A 16,074-nucleotide genomic window follows, 5' to 3' on the forward strand; every position below is an offset into this window, starting at 1 on the left:
ATCCCTAACATAAAATGCGATAGCAGCTGATTCACTCGCCCTACAGGTCCATTTCATCGCTTCTATCCAAGCTCCTATACCTCCTGTATCCATTTCAGGTATTCCATAGCGCAATTCATTAGAAGAGAATATTAATTTTTATTATTTTAGTAGAGATATAATCAACTATGATATGATGAGTAACGACGATACTAAAAGAGGATCCAGTATATTAAACAGTCTAAAGAAATTAATTTTTGAGGACGATCAGCCGCAGCAAACGCCACCGGCACAAGCCCCTCCAGCACCAGCTACTAACGCTGCTCCAGAAAGACCCCATGTACCACCGGCATATTCATCGCCCACGGCCCAGGCTCCAACTGGAAAAACACCTCCCCCAATTCCCCTAACAGCCAATGACGGAACAACCGACCTCAAAGAAATGAAATTAAAGGTCTATGCCATTCTTGAAAAACTCAACGAGCAGGGTGTCGATTTTTTCGAAGTATGGAACGCTGCTGCCGCAATGGGAAAAGTAGAGGAAAATACATTAAAAGCGGCCTATACTTCATTGAAATTTGTAGACAGTTCGTTAACCAAGGATAAACTGGTAGCAACTGGCACAAATTATGCTAATAAATTGAAAGAAACCATTGCCAAAGAATCGGAACAAAAACAGGCTGAAAAGAAAAAGACTGAACAGGACCGAACCATGGAGATTGCAAATCTGAACACTGAAATCAAAACAATAACGGAGAATATCGCCAAATTGCAAGATGATCTACAGAAAAAACAACTCGCTTTGGCACAAATTAATGAAAAGTACGAACCAAGGATTAAAGATATCGAACAAAAAATAAACATCGGCAACGCGGCCGTTGATGAAGTGGTCACCGAAATCAACACTGCATTGCGTATGATTAATCAATCAATAACATAAAAACAAATCAATGGAAAGAAAAGATCAGTATGTTAATATTCCCGCTGAGATAAAAACGCAACTTCCGATATTTCAAGTACTGGGCGATCATTTGCCTGCACAATTAAAATCACCAGAAGCGAAGAAGACAGCTTCGTCGATCTTCTTTTGGGCGCTTTTACTTGGCGGAGCCTTTGCTTTTTTCAAATACTTACCGATTATGCTGGAATATGCCGGAAAAAGTATACTTTTTGTGCTATTCAGTATAATCCTGATTACCTTATTATTGCTAGCGCCAAAGATCATTGCGCTATTGCACAGATTGGGAACCGTCCTACTTTTTAAAGGTGAAAAATCCATCATTAGAAATAACCCCATAGAAACCTTACAACTGTTATCAAGAGATGCAAAAGACACCCTGAAACGTGTGAAGGAAAAAATCAGCAATGTAGACGGTGTCCGCATCGACATGATTCAAAGCGGTGAAACTGCTCAAAAAACAGCCGAAGAGAAGTACACCTATGCGAAACGTTTCACCGCAGAAGCGGCTAATCTCGACGAGAAATCAAAGGAGGAAACGAGCAAAAATAATGCAGAGAAGGCCAATGCTTATGCAAGAGATGCCAAAGAAACACGCACCAAAGCATTTCTATTGGGGAAAGAAGGTGAATCTGAAGAGCAAAATGCGCGCAGTTATGTACAATATGCCAATCAATTTGCAAAAGTATTGGAAGTCCTAAAAGATAATGAAAGCGCAGCACGTATCTATGTCAGCACCTTGGATAGCAGCATTTCCATTATTTCCAAGAAGCTGGAAGCAACGCAAAAGATGAAAAATGCCACCGATGGCCTAGCCGATGTGTTCAATATTAAAGATGGCTGGGCATTTCAAGAGGCCATGAATGCAGCAACAGGTGCCATCAGTCAAAATATTGCCTCTATCCGATCCAATCTTGATTTCTTGGATCAAAACAACAATATCACAGTGGGTGGTACACCTACTCAAGGTGAACTGGAAGAGTTTATCCGAAAAGTTGACGAACGTAATCTAAATGTATTAAACGTAACGCAAATGGCCGATGCCAGCTATGAACTCAAACCCGAAGAAAAAGTAGATAAAGGATTTACATTACTCGATTAATATTAACTAAAATCAAACTTACTATACGAACATTATGGAAGAAAAATCAACATGGGCAAGATTAAGATGGCCAATCAAAGCAATTATCATCGCCTTACCTATTCTCGCAATCGGTTATTGGGCCATTCAATCAGGCAAATTTGATGCTAATTCGACAGTCCAAACAACAGATTCAACAAGCAATAATGGTCATGCGGCCGCACCTTCATCAGGCTCAGAAACGACTCGTTCATTCAACTATCAACCCGAAAAACCAGTCGACGGCGAATACAAGGGTGTCGTTGAAGTGGGCGCTTCGGGTTTCAATTCCTTTGTCGTCAATATGGACAAAGAAAATCGCTGGGAGATCATTTCCAAAGACTTTGGAAAGTCATTTGCATACGAAGGATTGGCAAATACGGAAGACATCCGTAAAGGATTAAAAGATTATATAGGCATGATGCTCGATAAAGGCGTCAAATCCAAAAACATACATTTCGTTATTAGCTCCGGAGCTCAAAAAGAACCTAAAACTTCAGTTATCAGTGCTGAACTTAGAAAAATGGGCTTTGTGGTCAACCTAGTTACAGCAGAGCAGGAAGGAAAATTAGCGTTAAAATCGGTTCTTCCGAAAGCTTACGAAGACAATTCATTTGTTGTTGACATTGGCTCCGGTAACACCAAAATCTCCTGGATCGACGGTGACACAAAATCGGTAGAAGCACCTGGTGCGAAATATTATGAAAAAGACCTTAAAGATGATGCGGTCTATACAGAAGTAAAAAAATTAGGCGAAAAAATTCCGGCAAATAAAAGAGAGGTTTGTTTTATTATTGGCGGGGTTCCTTTTGAATTAGCATCGCAGACACGCCAAGGTGAAGAGCGTTTTACAGTTTTGAACGATCCAGCATCTTACAAAGCAGATAAAGTAAAAACAAAGAGCGGTGTCAACATCTATAAAGCAATTAAAGATGCAACCAATTGCGACACCTTCGTATTTGATTGGGATGCCAATTTCACGATCGGATTCCTACTTTCGCTAAACAAATAGTCAAGACGATTAGCATAAAAAAAGCGCTGTTCTCAATAAAAGAGAACAGCGTTTTTTTTATAACCGTTTTTGTTATCCCATAAAACTCAATAGATACAACACAATAATGATCGCCAATATCAAAAAAGCAATTTTCCAGAAGCTATAAGGTCGTTGTCCATAAACTTTACCGTTAAAAGCATTGACCATGATCTGATAGCTCTTTCCTTTGTACTGATAAGCAGATAACCATACAGGTAAAAGAATGTACTTCAATTTAATGGATTTAAAATCGCTATCAATAGAATCAATATCCTGTGTATCACCACCGATGTCATGCTCAACCTGACGTTCGATTTCCCGATCCATAATAGTCCGGGCAGTCTCCCCCGCTTTTACATGATCCACGCTAAAAGTTTCAGCGATAAAGCCACTTAAATATTGCTCATTGAAAGGTTTTAGGTAACCCAAATTCCAAGGTCCAATTTTATCAGAAAACTTTTCGGGAAGAGATGTTGATCCCGATATAACAATATCCTTAAATTGGCTATAGATACTTCCTGAAGCCGGATACCAGTTTGTGCGTCTTTCTTCGTATTCTTCCGTCTCGCCATCCGAATTGCGTCTTGTACGCGTCACATAATAATATTCTCCACGTGATCCTACGTAATCAGATTGTACATCTGCATCATATGACCAAAATGGCACATACACCCCTTTTAAACGATCATTTCTTGAATTAAAAATTCGCTTGAAGTCATTCGGAGCGAACCATATCTTACCCGCCCATTGTGTCAATAGCCCAAAAGCATTTTTGTAATCAACGGAAAATGGAACAAGACCATGTGGCTTCACAATACGCTTTTGTTGATGGTCAATTACCAAAGGTGAAGCACAAAAAGCACATAAATCTGCCGTAACATGTGGATTCAAACGCGAGTTTGCACCACAGTTACTACAATGCACAACTTCAGCCAAATAGCTATAGCGCTCATCGGCGAGCCCCTCCATTGCTTGTCCAAAAACTTTATAATCTGTAGATTCAATATGCCCATCTTCCGGTAGCTGATCCGCTATTTCATTCCTGGTTCCACAATAGGAACACGCTAAATAGGACGTACCGGGCTGATAAGTCAAAATAGCACCACAGCCCTGACATTTTAACCCCTGCTCTATTTCGGAGGTTTTTTCTTCAAAACTCATAAAACTCGGTAATGCATTTTACCCTAAACTCCTGGTATCGGTGGCGGGTTCTGCGAAAACAGATCCTTTAATTCGACTACCTTTTCAGCCTCAATCCAGTTTTCAAGTCCCTCTTTCCAGACCAAGGTAGCAAGTGTCATCGTCCCCTCTTTTATCAGAGCGCGCAACTGTTCCGAATCAAAGGGCCCTTCCTGTTTACCTTTAACGGCCAGGTAATAAGCGACCGCTTTGGGCAATGGAGGAGGTCCAACGGCCCCTGCAGACGAAGCCGCAGCAGCTGATCCCGTACCAGTATGATTATTCCCATCAAAACTGTTTTGCTGAAATACATTACCCATTTGACCAACCATTCCTGCTCCCAACCCAGCACCAAATCCAGCACCTACAATCCCTCCACTACTGGGATTCTCAGCAGCTTTCTCCATTGAATTTGCGGCTTGGAATTGGGCATAGGCCCCCAGATTACCAACGACCCCCATACTGCTTCGCTTATCAAGGGCTTTCTCGACTTCTTCTGGGAATGAAATATTTTCAATTAAGAACTTCGTTAAGCTCAAACCCAACTCATCAAAATCAACCCCAATTTTTTGCTGTATCAAGGCCGAAACTTCATCATAGTTGGATGCAAGATCCAAGGCCGGTATCTTCGACTCAGCAATAGCATCCATCCCCCGCGATACCGCAATGTTTCGAAGCTGCTCTGTGATATCTTCAACTGTAAATACAGGCGTCGTCGCAACAAGCTGTTTCATAAAAACAGTAACGTTCTTCACCTGAAAAGAGAAATTACCGAAAGCCCGAAGTCGAATGGGACCAAATTCAGGATCCCGCAACATAATCGGATTTTTAGTTCCCCATTTCTGATTGACAAATTGTCGAAGGTTGACAAAATAAACATCGGCTTTGAATGGACTATTGAACCCATATTTCCAACCTCTGAGGGTTGTCATGATCGGCATATTCTGGGTCGTAAGTTCGTAACGACCAGGCTGAAAGACGTCCGCAACCACGCCTTCATTCAAAAATACCGCAGCCTGCCCTTCTCGCACAGTCAACTGTGCCCCCATTTTTATTTCATTCTGATACCGTGGAAACTTCCACACAATCGTATCTGTGCTATTATCGACCCATTCGATAATATCGACAAACTCATTCCTGATTTTATCAAATAATCCCATAAATTATTCTCTTTACAATTACTTACACTAAATGTAAACATTTCCCCGCAAACCGGCAATTTTCTCCAGCAGTACGCAAACTAGCGATATCTAAAAAATTTAGCCTTTTAAACTACTTATCGTAGTTTATTTTTTTTACTTTTGTTAGCTAAGTTCTACATTAATTTATGAGTACATATAACGAAGACAGCATTAGGTCCCTGGATTGGAAAGAGCATATCCGCCTCCGTCCGGGAATGTACATTGGAAAGTTGGGGGACGGTTCGGCCTATGATGATGGTATCTATGTTTTATTGAAAGAGGTCGTTGACAACTCAATTGATGAGTTTGTTATGGGTGCCGGTAAAACTATTGATATCACGGTAAACGAAAATAAAGTTTCCGTACGCGATTATGGACGTGGTATCCCAATTGGTTCTGTGGTTGATGTTGTTTCTAAAATCAATACGGGTGGCAAATATGATAGTAAGGCTTTCCAAAAGTCCGTCGGTTTAAATGGTGTTGGTACAAAAGCCGTAAATGCTTTGTCCAGTCAGTTTACCGTCCAGTCATACCGTCAAAATATAACACGCATTGCCCAATTCTCTAAAGGGGAATTAGTCAATGATGAACAAAAAGATACGACGCAACGGAATGGTACATCTGTAACATTCTATCCAGACGATTCTATTTTCAGAAACTACAAATACCGTCCCGAATTTGTAGAGAATATGATTTGGAACTATGTTTTTCTAAACTCAGGTCTTACGATCAACTTTAATGGGCAAAAGTTTATTTCTGAGCACGGACTAAAAGATCTATTGGAACGAAATATTGATGCCGAGTCCATGCGCTATCCAATTATCCACTTACGGGGGGATGATATTGAAATCGCGATGACTCACGGCCAGCAATATGGAGAAGAATATTATTCTTTTGTCAACGGTCAGCACACCACACAGGGTGGAACACATCAGGCAGCCTTCCGTGAAGCACTAGTCAAAACAATCCGCGATTTTTACAGAAAAGAATTTGACGCATCGGATATTCGTTCATCAATTATCGGTGCCATCGCCATCAAAGTGCAGGAACCCGTTTTTGAGTCACAGACCAAAACAAAGCTAGGATCTCAAAGTGTAGGCCCGGAAGGCCCTACGGTAAGAGGATTTATCAATGACTTTGTTAAAAAAGCATTGGATGATTACTTACATAAAAATCCGGCTACGGCAGATGCTCTTCAAAAACGTATTCTTCAATCGGAACGTGAACGTAAGGATATCGCCGGTATCAAAAAACTCGCCAACGAAAGAGCGAAGAAAGCCTCTTTGCACAACCGTAAACTACGTGACTGTAAAGTGCACTTCAGCGATAAAAATGAACGTAACCAAGAAACAACGTTGTTTATCACCGAGGGGGATTCTGCATCTGGTTCTATTACCAAATCGCGGGATGTGCAGACTCAAGCTGTTTTCAGTCTGAAAGGAAAACCGTTAAACTCCTACGGTATGTCCAAAAAGATTGTTTATGAAAACGAGGAATTTAACCTCTTACAACATGCGCTTAATATTGAAGACGGTCTCGATGGATTACGCTACAACAATATCGTAATTGCTACCGATGCCGATGTCGACGGCATGCACATCCGCCTGTTGCTATTGACATTTTTCTTGCAGTTTTTCCCAGACCTTGTCAAAGCTGGCCACGTTTCCATCTTACAGACACCACTTTTCCGTGTCCGCAACAAAAAGGAAACGATCTATTGCTATTCCGATGAAGAACGACAAAAAGCAATCGCAAAATTAGGCGCTAAACCTGAAATTACCCGATTCAAAGGTTTGGGTGAGATATCACCTTCCGAATTTGGATTATTTATCGGAAAAGATATCCGTCTTGACCCGGTTATCTTGTCCAAAGACAATAAAATTCAACAGTTATTAGAATATTACATGGGCAAAAACACACCAGATCGACAAAAGCATATTGTCGAAAATCTGCGTGTTGAAGTTGACCTTGAAGAAGAACTAACAAAAAAAGCGGGTTAAAATAACCCGCTTTTTTAGCAACCTACAACCATCTTTCATGCACAACCAAACCTTAATTCTGATCCAATGTCAAGATGCCGTTGGATTGGTCGCCAACATTTCAAATACGCTGGCAAAATATCAACTCAATATTGTCACCATGCGTGAATATGTGGATGAAGAAGCCAACAAATTCTTCGTGCGTGTCGTGTGTAACGGTATCGTGCCTGAGCAGAAACAGCTTTCGGATTCCCTTGCCGAAGTACTTCCCCCATCTGCTCAGATACAGATAAACCCCAATAACCGCAAAAAAATCGTCGTCCTCGTGACCAAAGAGCATCACTGCCTTGCCGATATCCTGGTACGTCAACACTTCGAAACATGGGGAGCCGAAGTACAGGCCGTAATTGGTAATTATGAATCATTACGCTCCTTTACGGAAAAGTTTGATATTCCTTTTCATTGCATCTCACATGAAAACCTGACAAAGGAAACATTCGAAAAACAACTGATCGCACAAATCCAAAACTATAATTTCGATTACATCATTCTGGCGAAGTTCATGCGAATCTTGTCTCCTCAGTTTGTCAGTACCTTTGAAAATAAACTGGTCAACATACACCATTCATTTTTACCCGCTTTTATTGGTGCCAACCCGTACAAGCAGGCTCATGCAAGAGGCGTTAAGATCATCGGTGCCACAGCGCATTTCGTTACCGACCAACTCGATGAAGGCCCCATCATCGTACAGGATATACGACATGTCAATCACACCTATACTGTAAAAGATATGGTAACTGCCGGCAAAGAAATAGAAAAGGCTGTTCTGAGCAGAGCAATTCGTCTGCTTAGTGAAGATCGTGTGATGCGCAACGATTACAAGACAATTGTATTTGAATAGTGATTACAATCATGTCCCGATAAAACAATCATTACTTTTTTTCAGCGTTATTCTCCATTATTTCGTAAAAGAAATATTTAAGAATGACGCATACTTTTCATATCCCCGTATTAGGCTTAGCTTTCTCCATCGACTCCGCACTTAAGGTCGCACAATATGGTATCTCCACCGTAATGTCTATTGTTGACGATGAACTCATCGAGCGCATGCGCCGCTATTACTGCGGACAATATCAAATCGTCTATCATCCGATCACTAAAACAGAAGAAGATTACCGGGCAAAAAGAATTACGGCCTATCTCAATCTCGTACAGTTTGTGGTCAATAAGCAAGTCGCGGCCTTGAAGCGTCAGCCCTTCACCGAAAATTCAGAACTTACCAAATATTTTCAGCTTTTACCCGAGTCACATCCTTCAAAACCGATTTATCACGCGATGGAAATGGAAACCAATCGCGCGATTAAAACCGAGCTGCAAGATCTATTGATCAATTATCTCAAACCGGGAGACATCGATGTTAATATTATGTCCAAAGTAGATAAAATGAATTACCAGGATGGTAACCTATTGGATCAGCGTTATTCTGATGCTTCAGCAGCTTTACGTGGTTTTGCAAATTCCAACTTGCATTCCTCCCTTATCCTTTCCGCAGGGATGAATCCACACCTATACGCTTACCTCGCTGAATTACCGGCTTTCTTCCCCAATAGTGAAGGTCTATTTGACAAAAAAGTCGTTTTGAAAGTAAGTGACTTTCGATCGGCGCTCATCCAGGCAAAATATCTCGCTAAGCGTGGTGTATGGGTATCTGAATTCAGAATAGAATCCGGTTTGAACTGCGGTGGTCATGCTTTCGCAACCGATGGTTTTCTTCTGGGACCAATCCTTCAAGAGTTTAAAGAGAAAAAAGAAAGTTTGAAAACCGAACTTTTCGAGATATACCACGCATATTGGGTTTCCCAGGAGCGCTCATTAACAACTCCTCCCAGCATCAAATATACAGTTCAAGGAGGCGTGGGAACAGCTTCAGAACATCAGTTCTTATTAGACTATTATGGATTCGATGCCGTAGGATGGGGATCCCCATTCCTGATGGTTCCCGAAGCAACCACAGTAGATCAAGAAACCCTGAAAGCATTGGAACTTGCCAAGAAAGAAGACTTCTACTGTAGCGGAGCATCTCCATTGGGAATTCCCTTTAACAATTTCAGACAAAGTGGCGCAGAGTACCTACGGTTGGAACGTATAAAAAAAGGGCGCCCCGGTAGCCCTTGTAAAAAAGAATACCTTATTTCGAACACCGAGTTTGGTGATAAACCGATCTGCACTGCATCACGCGTCTATCAACATCAAAAGATCCAGGAACTACAAAAACAAAATCTGTCCGCTGCGGAATACGATAAAGCCTTTGACGCCATTACAGAAAAAACCTGTCTTTGTGAAGGGCTCGCAGCACCAGCTTATCTTAAGTACAATATCCAAAAGAGCAAAGAACAGACCGCTGTATCCATCTGCCCAGGCCCGAATCTTGTCTGGTTCAAAAAACAATATTCTTTGCGGGAAATGATCGACCACATCTATGGCCGTATATCAGTTTTTGAAAATGACAACAGACCTTTTGTTATGATCAACGAACTCAACCTGTATATCGATCATATTCAAAAATATGTCACAGACAATAAAAATATCATGAACGATAAAAAGATAAAATATGTAGCTAGATTCAAAGCACAATTACAAGCTGGAATAGCTTATTACAACGAACTTACCCAGCACTTATCGCTTATTCCACAAAATATCAGCACAGCGATACCCAGACAGCTTGAACTGGCATCACTACGTTTAAAAGACATCCATATGTAACCTCCTAATATAACTTTAAACAAACACGGGGCGCTTAAATAAGCGCCCCGTGTTATTATCAGGAATCTTTTGACAAGCCTTACTTCGCTATTTTGCGAAATTTACCGAATACCCCAAGTGGAAGTTTCGGTCCTGCAGTTGCTTGTAAGAACAACTCGCCTATTTCCAAGTTTTCCACTTTTGGGAAAGCTGTCTTAATTAAATTTTCAACAATAACAGAGGAAAACCCTAATGAATACGTATTCAAAATCAAGAAATGCTCTTTAGGATCCAATAGTTGAACGACTTCAGTCATCATTTCCATAATGTGATCTTCCAATTTCCATTTCTCACCCTTTGGCCCATGCCCATATGCGGGTGGATCCAAAATAATTCCATTATACGTATTACCTCTTTTCAGCTCACGCTTTACAAATTTCAAAGCATCTTCAACCACCCAACGAATGTTATCCAAATTGGAAATTTCCATATTTTCATTTGCCCAGGTAACAACCTGTTTAATCGAATCTACGTGAGTCGTATCCGCGCCCGCAGCCTTTGCTATTAAAGATGCTCCACCAGTGTATGCAAAAAGATTTAGAACCTTCGGTCTTTCCGTCTTAAATGAACGTACAGATTCCGAAATATAGTCCCAATTTACAGCCTGTTCCGGAAATATCCCGACGTGTTTAAAAGATGTCAAGCCCAATCTAAATTTGATGGCCACATCCTTATTTTTATATTCGATATGCCAACGGTCTTGGGCCTTAGGATTTTTCTTCAACCATTCTCCTGAAGTAGCCGAACGACCTTTGAATTTGATATGATAACGCTTGTTCCACTCCGCATCAGTCAATGCTTTAGGCCATACAGCCTGAGGTTCTGGTCTGATTAAAATTAAATCACCAAAACGTTCCAGTTTTTCAAAATCACCACAATCAATGAGTTCATAGTCCTTCCAATGCTGTGGGGTCAATAGTTGTATATTTGTTGCTGCCAAAATCAAAATTTTCCGACAAAACTAAGCTAAATTTCAATATAAAAGAAATCTGCATGATGCTAACACAGATCAAACACATAAAATTACGCGCAATAAAGCCACGTTCCCAGCCCTTATTGCCCCATAGAAGCTTTCGCACTTTTCATTAATGGGCTTGCAAAAACAAAGTTGTTCAATTCCTCCACATCCGACCGCATCATATCCTTATTGGAACCTTCCCAGAATTTCTCTCCTTTATAGAGAAACAAAATATACTCACCAATTCCCATCACAGAATTCATATCATGTGTAACAACGACTGTCGTACATTTCAACTCTTGCGTAATTTTTAGTACCAATTCATCAATAACAATCGAAGTCTCCGGATCCAATCCCGAATTGGGTTCATCACAAAATAGATATTTAGGGTTCATACTAATTGCACGTGCAATTCCAACCCGCTTTTTCATCCCCCCCGAAAGCTCCGCAGGGAACAGTTTATTTCGTCCCTCCAGATTAACCTGTTCCAAACAATGATTTGCACGGTCTAATTTTTCCGCTTTGGACATATCCGTAAACATGTCCAACGAAAACATGATATTCTGTTCGACCGTCATCGAATCAAACAGCGCTGAATTTTGAAAAAGCATACCTATTTCTTTTCGAATAGGAACACGCTCTTCAAAATTCATCCGAGTAAAATCCTTGCCATCAAAAATTACCTTTCCTTTTTCCGGTTGGTGCAGGCCTACGATACATTTCAATAAAGTACTCTTTCCCGAACCCGACCCTCCAATAATCAGACTCACCTTTCCGGGTTCGAAATTTGCACTAATTCCTTTCAGAACATGGTTGTCACCAAACGATTTGTTAATATCTTCGATTTGAATCATAAAATCTTTTTAAAGCATTAATGCGGTTATCACATAATCCGCCGCAAGAATAGTTATACAGCCAACGACAACTGCTTCTGTGCTAGCTTGCCCAACTTCCAACGCTCCGCCCTTTACATTATACCCTTTATAAGCAGATATCGAGGTAATAATAAACCCAAACAAAACAGCTTTAACAAGGGCAACTGTCACCGTGAAGCCGTTGAAGCCATCTTGAATTCCTAAAATATAATCCGCCTGTGTCACAGCGCCCGAAAGGGATCCACCTAACAAACCGCCCACTAAAGCGCACACGATAGAAATAATCACCAACATCGGAATCATGGTGATACCCGCCAATATTTTGGGTAATATCAAATAACCAGGAGCATTGATCCCCATAATTTCCAAAGCATCAATCTGCTCTGTAACACGCATGGATCCGATCTGTGAAGATATAGACGACCCAATTTTCCCCATTAAGACCAATCCCGAGATCGTCGGTCCTAATTCCAAAATATTTGAATCCCGGTTGATCGAACCTATAATAGAATTTGGGATCAAGTCGGATACCATCTGAAAGGCAATTTGCATGGTCATAACAGCGCCAATGAAGGTGGAAATAATAACGATAAGTCCCAGAGATCCTATACCAATATCGGTCATTGCCAATACGGTTTCCTTCCAATAAATTCGCCCTTTCTCCGGTCTTTTAAAAACTGATTTCAGGAGTATGAGATATGCACCAATGTGATGAAAGATCATATTATCTATTTAATTTCAATGTATTACACCAATTTAACGGTTATACTGAGCCAAGCTATCCATTAAAGGTAATTAATTCCAGCAAATATATAAACAAGCAAAAACCCAAAAAGTATACGAAAAACGAAATTACTTACCGATCAATTAGTCACATTTACCGATTTTTTATGTATAATAGCCTAAACATTCATACGGTATCTCCCAAAGCGACTTACTTTTGAGATATATTAACAAACGGAATTAGTTATGAATACACGAAGAATAACAACTGGTATCACCATTCTCTTTATAGGAGTTGTCTTATTATTATCACAGCTCAACACAATTTCTTTCAACTGGGTAGGTATTTTTAGATACTGGCCGCTGTTTATTGTGCTTGCCGGAATTCGTATGCTGGTACCCAAAGGCCAACAGATTGGACAGTTTGTCGCCATCGGTTCTACCGTCGTAATTTTAGGTTTTTTGACTTACATAGGGCTGTCGACACCAAAGGAACCACTTTTAACACAGCTTTTAAAAAGTAAAGGCGTCAACATCAATGTCGACGATCCCAACGATAAAACAAATTATACAACAGAAAAATTAAACGTCCCGCTGGATGATAAAATCCATAGTGCTACCCTAAACCTCGATTTGGGGGCCACTTCATTAAGAAATGATAGTAGCACTACTTCAGAAATCTTCTCGGCATTTAACACCTCAAAAGAATATCTACTGGGCATAACTGTACATGGAGAATCTGCAGACAAATTAGATATCAACCTAAAGGGAAAATTCAAAAACAAGGATTTTAACAGCAAAAACAACAATACGTTTATCGCTTTAAACCCCAACATCCTATGGAATCTGAATTTTGATGTAGGTGCAATTGATGCCAGGTTAGATCTTTCACCCTACAAGATAGAAACATTGGATATCGATGCTGGAGCGACTAGTCTAAAGTTAAAATTAGGTCAACCGCTGGCAACAACTAAAATTTCTATGGATGCTGGAGCCTCCTCTATTGAAATCTCCATCCCCAAAAACGCGGCCTGTCGTATTACAAGCGACAATGCATTATCCTCGACAGATTATGAGGGCGATTTCCTAAAAAGTGAAGGCGAAGTAAAATCGACAAATTACGACTCTGCCGCTCAAAAATTCGATTTCGATATCAACGGTGGCATCGCGTCAATAAAAATTAGAAGATATTAATTGACACCCGATTTTTAGTCAAGAAAAGCTAACTTTGTGTTAGATATGGACACAAGTAATATGTTGACATTACCTGGAATCTATTGCAATTCCAAGGTAGATTATTCGAGATGGAAAACAAGGGAAATTCAGATCGGTGATATTCCCATGGGTGGCGATAATCCCATTCGTATTCAAAGTATGACTACGGTAGATACAATGGATACGATGGGCTCAGTTGAGCAGACCATTCGAATGGTAGAGGCGGGCTGCGAATACGTTCGTATTACCGCTCCAAGTATTAAAGAAGCACAAAATTTAGCTAACATAAAAGATGAACTTCGCAGAAGAGGCTATAAAGTCCCTTTAGTCGCTGATATTCATTTTACACCAAATGCTGCCGAGGTCGCTGCGCGCATCGTCGAGAAAGTAAGGGTCAATCCCGGTAACTATGCAGACAAGAAGAAATTTGATCAGCTATCTTATACCGATGCTGAATACAAGCGCGAGTTAGATCGCATCTATCAAAAATTCACTCCGCTCGTAAATATCTGTAAGGAAAATGGTACCGCCATGCGTATTGGTACCAACCACGGCTCACTTTCGGATAGGATCATGAGTCATTATGGTGACACTCCGGAAGGGATGGTCGAATCAGCCATGGAGTTTATCCGGATGTGTGAAGATCTGAGTTTCTACAATCTCTGTATCTCCATGAAATCGTCCAACCCGCAGGTCATGGTCAAAGCCTATCGATTGCTGGTCGAAAAAATGGTTTCCGAAAACATGAACTATCCCCTACATCTCGGTGTAACTGAAGCTGGAGACGGTGAAGATGGTCGCGTAAAATCTGCCGTCGGAATCGGAACACTGTTGGAAGATGGATTGGGCGATACGGTACGTGTATCGCTAACCGAAGAGCCTGAACGGGAAGCTCCGGTCGCTATAGCACTTGTCAATAGATATAGCAAAAGAAAGGCAAACATCGCGAGTCAGCCCAAACAAGAGATTGTTCAGCTCTCTCCGGAGACACCACATATTCCTTATGCCAGCCAAGAAGTAAATACCTTCATCGGCGGCTCCTTGGTACCTAGGGTTGTGGTCGACATTTCTAAGGAAAATCTAAAGGACGCTCAGATCCTTACCAAAGTAGGTTATCGCTACGATATCCTATTAGATAAATACCACATGGGTGAGCAGTCTGTAGACTTTGTTTATCTCGCAGACAGTTTACCATCCTTTACGATGCCGGCAAATCTGAAGCAAGTATATAACTATAATACCTGGTCAAAACTTACCGATCAAACCAATATTCATCCGCTCTTTACCTTAGAAGAATTCGTAAAGTCAAACAATAAGGATAAAGTCCTGAATATGGTCAAAATCTGTAATTCAGATTTATTAACCCCATTGTTTGAATCCTTACAGCTAGACAAAACAATCGTATTTATCGTAGAAACCGATTACTTGCACGGTATGGCAGATCAAAGACAGTTCTTTCGAAATCTGCAGGAAATCGGTATTGACAATCCTGTCATTATCAAGCGTTCTTATTTGGCGGAAGAATTCTCAGGACCCATTGGTGATTTTATGAATCCCGAAGAACCGATATCAAAAATACAGCTGTACGCTTCTACAGATCTAGGGGCATTATTAATCGATGGTTTAGGTTCAGGAATTTGGATTGACTCTCCGGCAACGGCATTGGAAAATATCGCCTCACTTTCGTTCGGAATTTTACAGGCGACACGATCCAGAATATCCAAGACAGAATATATTTCCTGTCCAAGCTGTGGCAGAACCTTATTTGATCTCCAAGAAACCACGCAGATGATCCGAAGCCGTACCAATCACTTAAAAGGCTTAAAAATTGGAATCATGGGCTGTATTGTTAATGGCCCTGGAGAAATGGCAGATGCAGACTATGGTTATGTTGGGGCGGGCCCTGATAAAGTGACATTATATAGAGGTCAGCAGGTGGTTAAGAAAAATGTGAGTTCAGCCCATGCCTTAGATGAATTGATCAAGATCATTCAAGATGATGGACTGTGGATCGAAGAACTACAACAAGACCAAAATTAACAAATCAAGCTATACATAAAACAGCAAAGGGG

At 40.8% G+C, this 16,074-nt stretch carries 13 protein-coding genes; 8 read left to right on the forward strand and 5 right to left on the reverse strand.

What is annotated here, in order from left to right; translation table 11 throughout:
• Window positions 1–172 precede the first annotated feature (172 nt).
• From B3E92_RS20070 to B3E92_RS20080, 3 genes are read left to right on the forward strand one after another with little or no spacing between them, the layout of a single operon-like run.
• On the forward strand, window positions 173–919 hold the full coding sequence (locus B3E92_RS20070) for a hypothetical protein (RefSeq protein WP_286770029.1): 747 nt from the start codon (window positions 173–175) through the stop codon (window positions 917–919).
• Window positions 920–929: 10 nt separating this feature from the next.
• A complete protein-coding gene (locus tag B3E92_RS20075) occupies window positions 930–2,039 on the forward strand; it encodes a hypothetical protein (RefSeq protein WP_112375490.1) in 1,110 nt (369 codons plus the stop codon).
• Window positions 2,040–2,073: 34 nt separating this feature from the next.
• Window positions 2,074–3,069, forward strand: a complete 996-nt coding sequence (locus B3E92_RS20080; protein WP_112375489.1) for a hypothetical protein — start codon at window positions 2,074–2,076, stop codon at window positions 3,067–3,069.
• A 72-nt stretch (window positions 3,070–3,141) separates the two neighbouring features.
• On the opposite strand, the gene B3E92_RS20085 is transcribed toward B3E92_RS20080, so the two are convergent.
• Window positions 3,142–4,251 (reverse strand): zinc finger domain-containing protein, encoded by a 1,110-nt coding sequence (locus B3E92_RS20085; protein WP_286770030.1) that lies wholly within the window; start codon window positions 4,249–4,251, stop codon window positions 3,142–3,144.
• Window positions 4,252–4,274: 23 nt separating this feature from the next.
• Window positions 4,275–5,429, reverse strand: a complete 1,155-nt coding sequence (locus B3E92_RS20090; protein WP_286770031.1) for an SPFH domain-containing protein — start codon at window positions 5,427–5,429, stop codon at window positions 4,275–4,277.
• A gap of 167 nt (window positions 5,430–5,596) precedes the next feature.
• On the opposite strand from B3E92_RS20090, the gene B3E92_RS20095 reads away from it, so the two are divergent.
• The 3 genes from B3E92_RS20095 to B3E92_RS20105 all read left to right on the forward strand — a co-directional run bounded on the left by B3E92_RS20095 (window position 5,597) and on the right by B3E92_RS20105 (window position 10,192).
• Entirely contained in the window at window positions 5,597–7,450 is a 1,854-nt protein-coding gene (locus tag B3E92_RS20095; RefSeq protein ID WP_070563183.1) for a DNA topoisomerase IV subunit B, read from the forward strand.
• 37 nt (window positions 7,451–7,487) lie between these two features.
• A complete protein-coding gene (gene purU / locus B3E92_RS20100) occupies window positions 7,488–8,330 on the forward strand; it encodes a formyltetrahydrofolate deformylase (RefSeq protein WP_112375486.1) in 843 nt (280 codons plus the stop codon).
• Between the two features lie 83 nt (window positions 8,331–8,413).
• Window positions 8,414–10,192: a hypothetical protein gene (locus B3E92_RS20105; RefSeq protein ID WP_159333400.1), complete on the forward strand. Its 1,779-nt coding sequence runs from the start codon at window positions 8,414–8,416 to the stop codon at window positions 10,190–10,192.
• Between the two features lie 79 nt (window positions 10,193–10,271).
• On the opposite strand, the gene B3E92_RS20110 is transcribed toward B3E92_RS20105, so the two are convergent.
• The 3 genes from B3E92_RS20110 to B3E92_RS20120 form a co-directional block, all read right to left on the reverse strand.
• A complete protein-coding gene (locus B3E92_RS20110; RefSeq protein ID WP_070563192.1) occupies window positions 10,272–11,177 on the reverse strand; it encodes a class I SAM-dependent methyltransferase in 906 nt (301 codons plus the stop codon).
• Between the two features lie 107 nt (window positions 11,178–11,284).
• Window positions 11,285–12,043 (reverse strand): ABC transporter ATP-binding protein, encoded by a 759-nt coding sequence (locus B3E92_RS20115; RefSeq protein WP_070563195.1) that lies wholly within the window; start codon window positions 12,041–12,043, stop codon window positions 11,285–11,287.
• 9 nt (window positions 12,044–12,052) lie between these two features.
• Window positions 12,053–12,787, reverse strand: a complete 735-nt coding sequence (locus B3E92_RS20120; protein WP_112375483.1) for an MlaE family ABC transporter permease — start codon at window positions 12,785–12,787, stop codon at window positions 12,053–12,055.
• Between the two features lie 246 nt (window positions 12,788–13,033).
• Here B3E92_RS20120 and B3E92_RS20125 point away from each other — a divergent pair, with 246 nt between their 5' ends.
• Both B3E92_RS20125 and ispG read left to right on the forward strand, forming a co-directional pair.
• Window positions 13,034–13,981 carry a LiaI-LiaF-like domain-containing protein gene (locus tag B3E92_RS20125; protein WP_286898060.1) on the forward strand — a complete coding sequence of 316 codons (948 nt, stop codon included), beginning with the start codon at window positions 13,034–13,036 and terminating at the stop codon, window positions 13,979–13,981.
• A gap of 45 nt (window positions 13,982–14,026) precedes the next feature.
• Window positions 14,027–16,042: a (E)-4-hydroxy-3-methylbut-2-enyl-diphosphate synthase gene (ispG, locus tag B3E92_RS20130; protein ID WP_286753094.1), complete on the forward strand. Its 2,016-nt coding sequence runs from the start codon at window positions 14,027–14,029 to the stop codon at window positions 16,040–16,042.
• Window positions 16,043–16,074 lie beyond the last annotated feature (32 nt).

This window comes from Sphingobacterium sp. UBA6317 (genome assembly GCF_002440385.1).
GTDB lineage: Bacteria > Bacteroidota > Bacteroidia > Sphingobacteriales > Sphingobacteriaceae > Sphingobacterium > Sphingobacterium multivorum.

Coding starts and splice junctions, on each gene's coding strand:
- purU (WP_112375486.1), top strand. CDS start 7,488: ATGCACAACCAAACCTTAATTCTGATCCAATGTCAAGATGCCGTTGGA.
- B3E92_RS20120 (WP_112375483.1), bottom strand. CDS start 12,787: ATGATCTTTCATCACATTGGTGCATATCTCATACTCCTGAAATCAGTT.
- ispG (WP_286753094.1), top strand. CDS start 14,027: ATGGACACAAGTAATATGTTGACATTACCTGGAATCTATTGCAATTCC.
- B3E92_RS20080 (WP_112375489.1), top strand. CDS start 2,074: ATGGAAGAAAAATCAACATGGGCAAGATTAAGATGGCCAATCAAAGCA.
- B3E92_RS20105 (WP_159333400.1), top strand. CDS start 8,414: ATGACGCATACTTTTCATATCCCCGTATTAGGCTTAGCTTTCTCCATC.
- B3E92_RS20115 (WP_070563195.1), bottom strand. CDS start 12,043: ATGATTCAAATCGAAGATATTAACAAATCGTTTGGTGACAACCATGTT.
- B3E92_RS20070 (WP_286770029.1), top strand. CDS start 173: ATGATGAGTAACGACGATACTAAAAGAGGATCCAGTATATTAAACAGT.
- B3E92_RS20125 (WP_286898060.1), top strand. CDS start 13,034: ATGAATACACGAAGAATAACAACTGGTATCACCATTCTCTTTATAGGA.
- B3E92_RS20090 (WP_286770031.1), bottom strand. CDS start 5,429: ATGGGATTATTTGATAAAATCAGGAATGAGTTTGTCGATATTATCGAA.
- B3E92_RS20085 (WP_286770030.1), bottom strand. CDS start 4,251: ATGAGTTTTGAAGAAAAAACCTCCGAAATAGAGCAGGGGTTAAAATGT.
- B3E92_RS20095 (WP_070563183.1), top strand. CDS start 5,597: ATGAGTACATATAACGAAGACAGCATTAGGTCCCTGGATTGGAAAGAG.
- B3E92_RS20075 (WP_112375490.1), top strand. CDS start 930: ATGGAAAGAAAAGATCAGTATGTTAATATTCCCGCTGAGATAAAAACG.